8 protein-coding genes are annotated in these 10,713 nt (G+C 53.2%); all 8 read left to right on the top strand.

Features of this window, described 5'->3' with window-relative positions; translation table 11 throughout:
• Positions 1-230 precede the first annotated feature (230 nt).
• Positions 231-998, top strand: coding sequence for a M48 family metallopeptidase (locus tag F153LOC_RS21175; RefSeq protein ID WP_100776999.1), 768 nt, complete (start codon positions 231-233; stop codon positions 996-998).
• Positions 999-1,167: 169 nt separating this feature from the next.
• Positions 1,168-1,851 carry a (d)CMP kinase gene (gene cmk, locus F153LOC_RS21170; RefSeq protein ID WP_100776998.1) on the top strand — a complete coding sequence of 228 codons (684 nt, stop codon included), beginning with the start codon at positions 1,168-1,170 and terminating at the stop codon, positions 1,849-1,851.
• Positions 1,852-1,959: 108 nt separating this feature from the next.
• Entirely contained in the window at positions 1,960-3,633 is a 1,674-nt protein-coding gene (gene rpsA, locus F153LOC_RS21165) for a 30S ribosomal protein S1 (protein ID WP_100776997.1), read from the top strand.
• A gap of 238 nt (positions 3,634-3,871) precedes the next feature.
• A complete protein-coding gene (gene ihfB, locus F153LOC_RS21160) occupies positions 3,872-4,159 on the top strand; it encodes an integration host factor subunit beta (protein ID WP_012016828.1) in 288 nt (95 codons plus the stop codon).
• Between the two features lie 213 nt (positions 4,160-4,372).
• Positions 4,373-6,637, top strand: coding sequence for a ComEC family protein (locus F153LOC_RS21155; protein WP_102105753.1), 2,265 nt, complete (start codon positions 4,373-4,375; stop codon positions 6,635-6,637).
• Positions 6,638-6,673: 36 nt separating this feature from the next.
• Complete coding sequence (msbA, locus tag F153LOC_RS21150; protein ID WP_102105754.1) at positions 6,674-8,422, top strand: lipid A ABC transporter ATP-binding protein/permease MsbA; 1,749 nt, start codon at positions 6,674-6,676, stop codon at positions 8,420-8,422.
• Positions 8,419-9,396: a tetraacyldisaccharide 4'-kinase gene (gene lpxK / locus F153LOC_RS21145; RefSeq protein WP_102105755.1), complete on the top strand. Its 978-nt coding sequence runs from the start codon at positions 8,419-8,421 to the stop codon at positions 9,394-9,396. Before msbA ends, lpxK begins: the two co-directional genes overlap by 4 nt.
• A gap of 43 nt (positions 9,397-9,439) precedes the next feature.
• On the top strand, positions 9,440-10,669 hold the full coding sequence (locus tag F153LOC_RS21140) for a winged helix-turn-helix domain-containing protein (protein ID WP_102105756.1): 1,230 nt from the start codon (positions 9,440-9,442) through the stop codon (positions 10,667-10,669).
• The last annotated feature ends 44 nt before the right edge of the window (positions 10,670-10,713 follow it).

Here is a 10,713-nt window from a genome sequence, read left to right as displayed (position 1 = left end):
AAGCATGAAGTTGAAGAGAGCCAGCTTCCACTAAAAGAGGTGTGAAGGGAAGGCTCTCAGAGTCTGGACTTAGTACGCCCCTATGGGGCGTTATCAATGCCACCTGCTATGCAGGTGGTTTTTTACGTCCCGTTTCAAACTTTTTTCATGACATCGTGGAGTGCTATCTTCCCGTGAACGTTGTGGGTTAACCCATAATTTTTCAATATGTTAATCAACGGAAGATAGATATGAAAAATCGTAAGCTGCTTTTATCTCTGGCCATTGCCGCTACGCTTCTTGCTGGCTGTAAAAATATGAATGGCGTCGATCCTAACGGGATCGCGAGCGCCGGTATGTCAGCCTATAAAGCCGCGACGCTCTCTGACGCCGATGCCAAAGCCATCGCCAACGGCGGCTGTAAAGAACTGGACAGCCAAAATGAGATTGCAGGCGCCTCAAGCAAATATACTAAGCGCATCAATAAAATAGCGAAGGCGCTAGGGAACACTATTAACGGCACACCGGTTAACTATAAGGTCTATTTGACCAGCGACATCAACGCCTGGGCAATGGCCAATGGCTGCGTTCGTGTGTACAGTAGTCTGATGGATATGATGACGGACAACGAGGTCGAAGGGGTGTTAGGCCATGAGCTGGGGCATGTGGCGCTGGGCCATTCCCGTAAAGCGATGCAGACGGCCTATGCGACTGTTGCCGCTCGCGATGCTGTTTCGGCAACCAGCGGGGTGGCGTCTCAGCTCACGCAGTCTCAGTTAGGTGATATTGCGGAAGGGGCGATAAATTCTGCATTCTCGCGCAGTCAGGAGTCTGAGGCAGATGATTTCTCTTACGATTTGCTCAAAAAACGTAAAATCAGCACCGCGGGTTTAGCCAGCAGTTTCGATAAACTGGCTGCCCTCGACAGCGCCCACGCAAAATCCCTGTTTGATTCTCATCCGCCATCGACAGAACGTGCGCAGCATATCCGCGATCGTATTGCGGCAGATAAGAAGTAACGCTATGACTTACGGGCTGGTTTTACGCCAGTCCGTCCTTTGATGCCTATTTCTTCTACACTCACCTTCAAACATTCCGTTATTTGCAAGCAACATTAACGGTTGCGGGCAATGGCGCGTATAATGCGCGGCGTTTATGTAACTGACGCCTTTAATGAAGGAGAGAACGATGACAGCAATTGCCCCGGTAATTACCATTGATGGGCCAAGCGGTGCGGGTAAAGGCACCTTGTGCAAAGCGATGGCGGAAGCATTGCAATGGCATCTTTTAGATTCGGGCGCGATCTATCGCGTACTGGCGTTAGCGGCGTTGCATCATCATGTGGACATGGCTTCTGAAGAGGCCCTGGTGCCTCTGGCTGCGCACCTTGATGTCCGCTTTGTGTCCACCAACGGCAACCTTGAAGTCATCCTTGAAGGGGAAGACGTGAGCGGTGAAATCCGCACCCAGGAAGTGGCAAATGCGGCTTCGCAGGTGGCGGCGTTCCCGCGTGTTCGTGAAGCGCTCTTACGTCGTCAGCGAGCCTTCCGTGAAGCGCCGGGCCTGATTGCGGATGGTCGTGACATGGGAACGGTGGTGTTTCCTGATGCGCCGGTGAAAATTTTCCTTGACGCTTCCTCGGAAGAACGTGCGCAACGTCGTATGCTTCAGTTGCAGGAAAAGGGCTTTAGTGTTAACTTTGATCGCCTTTTATCCGAGATAAAAGAGCGCGATGACCGCGATCGTAATCGTGCTGTAGCGCCACTTGTTCCGGCAGACGATGCCTTAGTGCTCGATTCTACCCGATTAACTATTGAGCAAGTGATTGAAAAAGCGTTACAATACGCGCGCCAGAAATTGGCACTCGCTTAATCGCGACAGATTCGTAGTGCCCCGCTGCAATGGATTGACGGTGGGTATGTGAAACAACCCCATCCGGCATGGAGCCAGGTGGACGTTATATTAACCTGAAGATTAAACATGACTGAATCTTTTGCTCAACTATTTGAAGAATCCTTAAAAACAATCGAAACCCGTCCGGGTTCCATCGTTCGTGGTGTTGTTGTTGCTATCGACAAAGATATCGTACTGGTTGACGCCGGTCTGAAATCTGAGTCTGCCATTCCGGCAGAGCAGTTCAAAAACGCCCAGGGCGAGCTGGAAATCCAGGTTGGTGACGAAGTTGACGTTGCACTGGATGCAGTAGAAGACGGCTTCGGTGAAACTCTGCTGTCCCGTGAGAAAGCTAAACGTCACGAAGCTTGGATCACGCTGGAAAAAGCTTACGAAGAAGCTGAAACTGTAGTCGGTGTTATCAACGGCAAAGTTAAAGGTGGCTTCACTGTTGAGCTGAACGGTATTCGCGCGTTCCTGCCAGGTTCTCTGGTAGACGTTCGTCCGGTTCGCGACACGCTGCACCTGGAAGGCAAAGAGCTTGAGTTCAAAGTAATCAAGCTGGACCAGAAGCGTAACAACGTTGTTGTTTCTCGTCGTGCCGTTATCGAATCCGAGAACAGCGCAGAGCGCGATCAGCTGCTGGAAAACCTGCAGGAAGGCATGGAAGTTAAAGGTATCGTTAAGAACCTCACTGACTACGGTGCATTCGTTGATCTGGGTGGCGTTGATGGCCTGCTGCACATCACCGACATGGCGTGGAAACGCGTTAAACACCCAAGCGAAATCGTGAACGTTGGCGACGAAATCACTGTTAAAGTGCTGAAGTTCGACCGCGAGCGCACTCGTGTATCCCTGGGCCTGAAACAGCTGGGCGAAGATCCATGGGTCGCTATCGCTAAACGTTACCCAGAAGGTACTAAACTGACTGGTCGCGTTACCAACCTGACCGACTACGGCTGCTTCGTTGAAATCGAAGAAGGCGTTGAAGGCCTGGTGCACGTTTCCGAAATGGACTGGACCAACAAAAACATCCACCCATCCAAAGTTGTTAACGTTGGTGATGTAGTGGAAGTGATGGTTCTGGATATCGACGAAGAACGTCGTCGTATCTCCCTGGGCCTGAAACAGTGCAAAAACAACCCATGGCAGCAGTTCGCGGAAACCCACAACAAGGGCGACCGTGTTGAAGGTAAAATCAAGTCTATCACTGACTTCGGTATCTTCATCGGCCTGGACGGCGGCATCGACGGCCTGGTTCACCTGTCTGACATCTCCTGGAACGTTGCAGGCGAAGAAGCAGTACGTGAATACAAAAAAGGCGACGAAATCGCTGCAGTTGTTCTGCAGGTTGACGCAGAACGTGAGCGTATCTCTCTGGGCGTTAAACAGCTCGCAGAAGATCCGTTCAACAACTGGGTTGCACTGAACAAGAAAGGCGCAATCGTAAACGGTAAAGTGACTGCAGTTGACGCTAAAGGCGCAACCGTAGAACTGGCTGACGGCGTTGAAGGTTACCTGCGCGCTTCTGAAGCTTCACGTGACCGCGTTGAAGATGCAACTCTGGTTCTGAGCGTTGGCGACGACGTTGAAGCTAAATTCACCGGTGTTGACCGTAAGAACCGTGCAATCAGCCTGTCTGTTCGTGCTAAAGACGAAGCTGATGAGAAAGATGCAATCGCAACTGTTAACAAACAGGAAGATGCAGGTTTCTCTAACAACGCAATGGCTGAAGCTTTCAAAGCAGCTAAAGGCGAGTAATTCAAGTTCTCTAAATCGTTTGGGCGGTAACAAGGCAATGAGCCTGAGAGCCCCAGCCACTTACTTAAGTAAATGACTGGGGTGGAACAGGCGAAGTTAACGCAGTGACCGCTCGAAGGATGACGAGCAGACTTGACAGATTGCAGGATTCGTTCTGTAATCAATAACAAAGGGCGGCTACGGCCGCCCTTGTTTAATAAGCTGTTCAGCTAATTGGTTTGAAGGAACCGGAGGAATCATGACCAAGTCAGAATTGATTGAAAGACTTGCCAGCCAACAATCGCACATCCCCGCAAAAGCAGTGGAAGATGCAGTGAAAGAGATGCTAGAGCATATGGCCTCGACTCTTGCACAAGGCGAGCGCATTGAAATCCGCGGTTTCGGTAGTTTCTCTCTGCATTATCGTGCTCCACGAACCGGGCGTAACCCGAAGACTGGCGATAAAGTCGACCTGGAAGGCAAATACGTTCCGCACTTTAAGCCGGGTAAAGAACTGCGCGATCGCGCCAATATTTACGGAAACTGAGTTTTAGCCTTCGGGCGAACTGGGTTTTCAAAAGAAAGCACCTTCGGGTGCTTTTTTCTTATCTAATTTTAAAAAACTGAAGCAGCGCTGCAACTCAGCATGGCTGTTTCTGCAACCTGAAAAATTCTCTTCGGCAATGGCTGCAACCGCGTATTTTCCTGCCTGACTCGCCCAACTCCATACAGCAAACTGTCCCTAAACAGGGAGGTGTGTGTGGGTATTCCAGTCATCAGTGCATGTTTAATTTCAGCTATCTTGCCATTACTTTGGCTGCCTTCGCTCCCCGGTTTGCCAGTCGTCTGGGTGTGCATTGCAGTTGGCATCTTACTGGCACTGCAACGTCTGGTTTATCTGCGGTATGCGGGGCTATGGCTGGTATTTTTTGCCTGGGGAGTCTTGGCGGCGCTGGAGTGCGTATGGCCGATGCAAAACCTGACGGCCGGGCCACAGCGGGCAGAAATCGTCATCACAGGTACAGATGGCGCCACCACCCATCAGGCCAGGATTGTCAGCCTTGGCGGCAAGCCCTGGTTTTCGACGACAGGTGTTACGCTATACGGAAATTACTTGCCGCAGGCGGTCTGTGCAGGACAACGCTGGGCGGTGACGCTGCGTCTTCGCGCGGTGCATGGCGAGCTTAACGAAGGCGGTTTTGATTCGCAGCGCTATGCGCTTGCTTCGCATCAGCCTCTGACCGGTCGCTTCACTCATGCCGAGGCGATTGATACCACGTGTAGCCTGCGGTCCCGCTATCTCGCATCTCTTACCTCAACGCTCTCACCCTATACCTGGGGTTCTGTCATTCTTGGGTTGGGAATGGGGGAGCGCCTGTCAATCTCACAAGACGTGAAAAAATTGATGCGTGAGACCGGGACTTTGCACCTGATGGCGATCTCGGGTCTGCACATTGCGCTTGCGGCATCAATTGTCTGGCTCATCGTTCGTGGACTTCAATTTTTACTCCCATGCCACTGGATTAACTGGCGCACACCATTACTTTCCGGAGTCTGCTTCGCGGCGTTTTATGCCTGGCTTACAGGAATGCAGCCGCCAGCGTTACGGACTGTCGTCTCTCTTACCGTGCTGGCATTGCTGCGTCTGAGTGGACGGCAATGGTCACCGTGGCAGGTCTGGTTATGTTGTGTCGCGGCCATCCTGTTTATCGATCCATTGGCCGTACTTTCACAAAGCCTGGCACTCTCCGCCTTCGCCGTTGCAACCCTTATTTTCTGGTATCAGTGGCTGCCCCTGCCAAAATGGCAACTTCCGCGGTGGTTAAAACCTCTGCCAGCACTGTTGCATTTGCAACTTGGGATGCTGTTTTTACTACTGCCGCTTCAGGTCAGCATTTTTCATGGCATGAGTCTTTCTTCTGTAATCGCGAATCTCTTTGCCGTACCGCTGGTCACGTTCATATCCGTCCCCTTGATCCTGGCCGGAATGTTGCTGCATCTTTGTGCGTTGAATGTATTGGAAATCAAGGTCTGGTTTCTGGCTGATCAATCGCTGGATCTGCTTTTTGGATTGCTAAAAAAATTACCGGACGGCTGGATTGATATTGATGAGCGCTGGCTCGCCGTCACCTGCCTCCCGTGGATTACCGTGATGGCATGGCGTTTACGTGCCTGGCGGTCAGTCCCCGCAGTCTGTCTTGCAATAAGCGTATTGCTGACGTTTCCCTTGTGGCGCTCTCAGAAAACCGAGGGCTGGACGGTGCATATCCTGGATATCGGTCAGGGACTGGCCATGGTAGTTGAGCGACAGGGAAGGGCGATTTTGTATGATACCGGCTTAGCCTGGCCGGGGGGCGACAGTGCACAACAGCAAATTATCCCCTGGCTGCGCTGGCACCATCTGACGCTAGAAGGGGTGATTATCAGTCATGAACACATGGACCATATTGGCGGATTACACTCTCTCCAAAAAGCATGGCCGTCAATATGGATAAGAAGTCCACTCGGCTGGGGCGGACATCAGCCCTGTTTTCGTGGCGAGCAATGGCAGTGGCAGGGCCTGATCTTTACGGCGCACTGGCCGCCGAAAGGGTATCAGGTGCAGGGAAATAACCGCTCGTGCGTTGTGAAAATTGACGACGGTGAGCACAGCGTATTACTCACCGGCGACATTGAGGCAAAAGCCGAGCAACTGATGTTAAGTCATCGTTGGCAATATCTAACGTCTACACTTATCCAGGTGCCGCATCATGGGAGTAATACCTCTTCATCACAGACGCTCATTCAGCGCGTGGAAGGGAAAGTCGCTTTGGCCTCTGCGGCACGCTATAACGCATGGCATTTTCCGTCAGCAAAAGTCGTTCGACGCTACAGAAAGGAGGGCTATTCTTGGCTCGATACACCGCAATCTGGGCAAATATCGGTACGTTTTTCGCCACATGGCTGGCAAATCCGACGCTTACGAGATCAAATTTTACCTCGTTGGTATCATCAGTGGTTTGGCGCGCCCGTCGATAACGGGTAGAATATGCGGCTATTTCAACAAATGCTGGTTTTTTGAATGCATAACGACAAAGATCTCTCCACGTGGCAGACCTTCCGCCGACTCTGGCCGATGATTGCACCCTTTAAAACAGGTCTGATCGTGGCGGGTGTCGCGTTAATCCTCAACGCAGCAAGTGATACCTTCATGCTATCGCTCCTCAAACCGTTACTGGACGACGGTTTTGGTAAAACGGATCGCTCAGTGTTGCTATGGATGCCTCTGGTGGTTATCGGACTGATGATCTTACGCGGCGTCACCAGCTATATCTCCAGCTACTGTATTTCCTGGGTATCGGGAAAAGTGGTCATGACCATGCGCCGTCGATTGTTCAGCCATATGATGGGCATGCCGGTCTCCTTCTTTGACAAGCAGTCCACCGGGACCTTGCTGTCGCGCATCACCTACGATTCTGAGCAGGTTGCGTCGTCATCGTCCAGCGCACTGATTACCGTAGTGCGTGAAGGCGCATCGATCATCGGCCTGTTTATCATGATGTTCTACTACAGCTGGCAGCTGTCGATCATTCTCATCGTGCTGGCGCCAATTGTCTCGATCGCTATCCGCGTCGTCTCCAAGCGTTTCCGCAACATCAGTAAAAACATGCAGAACACCATGGGGCAGGTGACCACCAGCGCAGAGCAGATGCTGAAAGGCCACAAAGAAGTGCTTATTTTTGGCGGTCAGAATGTCGAAACCAAGCGCTTTGATAAGGTCAGCAACAAAATGCGTCTGCAAGGGATGAAAATGGTTTCGGCCTCTTCCATCTCCGATCCGATCATTCAGCTGATTGCCTCTCTGGCACTGGCATTTGTACTGTATGCCGCGAGCTTCCCAAGCGTCATGGAGACCTTAACCGCAGGTACTATCACCGTGGTCTTCTCGTCGATGATTGCACTGATGCGTCCGCTGAAATCTCTGACGAACGTCAACGCCCAGTTCCAGCGCGGTATGGCCGCCTGCCAGACGCTGTTTAGCATTCTGGATACGGAACAGGAAAAAGACGAAGGCAAACGCGTGATCGATCGCGCCAACGGTGACGTTGAATTCCGTAATGTGACCTTTACTTATCCAGGCCGCGAAACGCCTGCGCTGCGTAATATCAACCTGAACATTCCGGCCGGTAAAACGGTTGCACTGGTGGGTCGCTCTGGTTCAGGTAAATCGACCATTGCCAGCCTGATGACCCGTTTCTACGACATCGACGAGGGCGAAATTCTCCTCGATGGTCACGATCTGCGGGAATATACCCTGCAGTCGCTGCGTAATCAGGTCGCGCTCGTCTCGCAGAACGTTCATCTGTTCAACGATACGGTCGCCAACAACATTGCTTACGCCCGTACCGAAGAGTACAGCCGTGAAGCCATCGAAAACGCCGCGCGTATGGCCTACGCGATGGACTTCATCAATAAGATGGATAACGGTCTTGATACCGTGATCGGCGAAAACGGCGTGCTCCTCTCCGGTGGCCAGCGCCAGCGTATCGCGATTGCCCGTGCGCTGCTGCGTGACAGCCCGATTCTTATCCTCGACGAAGCCACTTCTGCACTCGATACCGAGTCTGAACGCGCCATTCAGTCGGCACTGGATGAACTGCAGAAAAACCGTACCTCGCTGGTGATTGCGCACCGTCTGTCGACTATCGAGCAGGCGGATGAAATCGTGGTTGTGGAAGACGGTGTGATCGTTGAACGCGGAAGTCATGCGGATCTCATTGAGCATCGCGGCGTTTACGCTCAGCTTCATAAAATGCAGTTTGGCGCATGATTGCACGCATCTGGTCCGGGGAATCACCTCTCTGGCTACTGCTGTTGCCGCTCTCCTGGCTATACGGCCTGGTGAGCGGCATCATCCGTTTGTGCTATCGCCTGGGGCTGAAAAAAGCCTGGCGAGCACCGGTGCCGGTTGTGGTCGTCGGGAATCTTACCGCCGGCGGCAACGGTAAAACGCCCGTTGTGATCTGGCTGGTGGAACAGCTGACAAAACGGGGTGTGCGTGTCGGCGTGGTCTCACGGGGTTACGGTGGAAAAGCCGAGCAGTATCCACTGCTCCTGACCTCTCAGACCACCACGGCACAGGCCGGAGACGAACCGGTATTGATCTTTCAGCGTACCGGCGCGCCTGTCGCTGTCTCTCCTAATCGCAGCGAAGCCGTTCAGGCATTGCTGGCCGAACATCCGCTGCAAATTATCATCACCGACGACGGCTTACAGCATTACGCCCTTGCGCGAGACAAAGAGATCGTGGTGATTGACGGTGAGCGTCGTTTCGGCAACGGCTGGTGGTTACCTGCCGGGCCAATGCGCGAACGTGCGTCTCGTCTGCGCTCCGTCGATGCCGTTATTGTGAACGGCGGCGAAGCACAGGCTGGCGAAATCCCGATGGCCTTAAAGCCCGGACAGGCAGTCAATCTGCTGACCGGTGAACAGCGGGACATTACCGCGTTGCCTTGTCTGGTCGCTATGGCCGGTATCGGTCATCCTCCGCGTTTTTTTGCCACCCTGGAAAGCGGCGGGGCAAAGCTTGAAAATCGAATTCCTCTCGCCGACCATCAGGCGCTGACGCTGGAGAGCGTTGAACCTCTGGCGACTCCTCACCAGAATCTGATCATGACCGAAAAAGACGCCGTTAAATGCCGCGCCTTTGCCAAAGCCAACTGGTGGTATCTGCCCGTTGATGCACAGCTCAGCGGCGAACAGCCAGAACGCCTGCTCCAGGAACTGATAGCGCTGGTGCGCTAAGTCGAATGTGGTTCTGGTAGCGCGATGACTTACAGGAAAACGCATGTCACTACCGCAACTCTCACTTAGCGCCGCCCGCCATTTGCATCTTGCCGCGCAAGGTCTACTGAAAAAGCCCCGCCGTCGCGCACAGCCTGCCGATATTCTCTCTGCAATCCAGCGCATGTCCCTGCTGCAAATCGACACCATTAATATTGTTGCCCGCAGTCCCTATCTGGTGCTTTTTAGCCGCCTTGGGAATTATCCGGCTCAGTGGCTGGATGATGCGCTAAGCCGGGGCGATCTGATGGAATACTGGGCGCATGAAGCCTGTTTTCTGCCGCGCACCGATTTCGGGCTGGTGCGCCATCGGATGCTCTCGCCGGAGAACATGGGCTGGAAGTATCGGAAGGAATGGATGCATGAAAATGCCGACGAAATCGACCGGCTGATTGCGCATATTCAGGACAACGGCCCGGTGCGTTCTGCCGATTTCGAACATCCGCGTAAAGGCACGAGCGGCTGGTGGGAGTGGAAACCGCATAAGCGTCATCTTGAGGGGCTGTTTACCTCGGGAAAAGTCATGGTGGTGGAGCGACGCAATTTTCAGCGCGTGTACGATCTCACCCACCGGGTGATGCCGCACTGGGACGACGAACGCGATCTGCTGGACCAGGCCGCTGCCGAAGCGATCATGCTGGAAAACAGTGCCCGTAGCCTGGGGATTTTTCGCCCGCAGTGGCTGGCGGATTACTATCGTCTGCGTCAGCCGGCGCTGAAACCGCTGCTTAAACGCTGGCAGGAAAACCAACGCGTCGTGCGCGTCGAGGTCGAAACGCTGGGGGAAATGTGGCTCCATGCCGATCTCCTCCCACTTCTGCCGCAGGCTCAGGCCGATAAGCTGACCGCGACGCACAGCGCCGTATTGTCGCCGTTCGACCCGGTGGTCTGGGATCGTAAACGCGCAGAACAGCTGTTTGATTTTACCTATCGCCTCGAATGTTACACGCCCGCGCCGAAACGCCAGTTCGGCTATTTCGTCTTACCGCTGCTGCATAAGGGGCGGTTGGTCGGACGGATGGACGCGAAAATGCACCGCAAAACAGGCGTGCTGGAAGTCATTGCGTTGTATCTGGAAGCGGGCGTTAAAGTCAGTGCAACGCTTGAAAAAGGTCTCACGTTGGCACTCAACGAATTCGCCATCTGGCAGCAGGCCCGACAAATCACTCTGGGACAACTGCCGGACGGGTTATTTGAGGGCTGTCGGAGTGGCTGGGAAATAGACATAGCCTGAAAAAGGAATGTGGTAAGCTTTAACGATTACCTATACGGAGGAAC

The organism is Lelliottia sp. F153 (genome assembly GCF_002870005.1).
GTDB lineage: Bacteria > Pseudomonadota > Gammaproteobacteria > Enterobacterales > Enterobacteriaceae > Enterobacter > Enterobacter nimipressuralis.
This window is presented reverse-complemented; position numbering and strand designations above follow the sequence as displayed.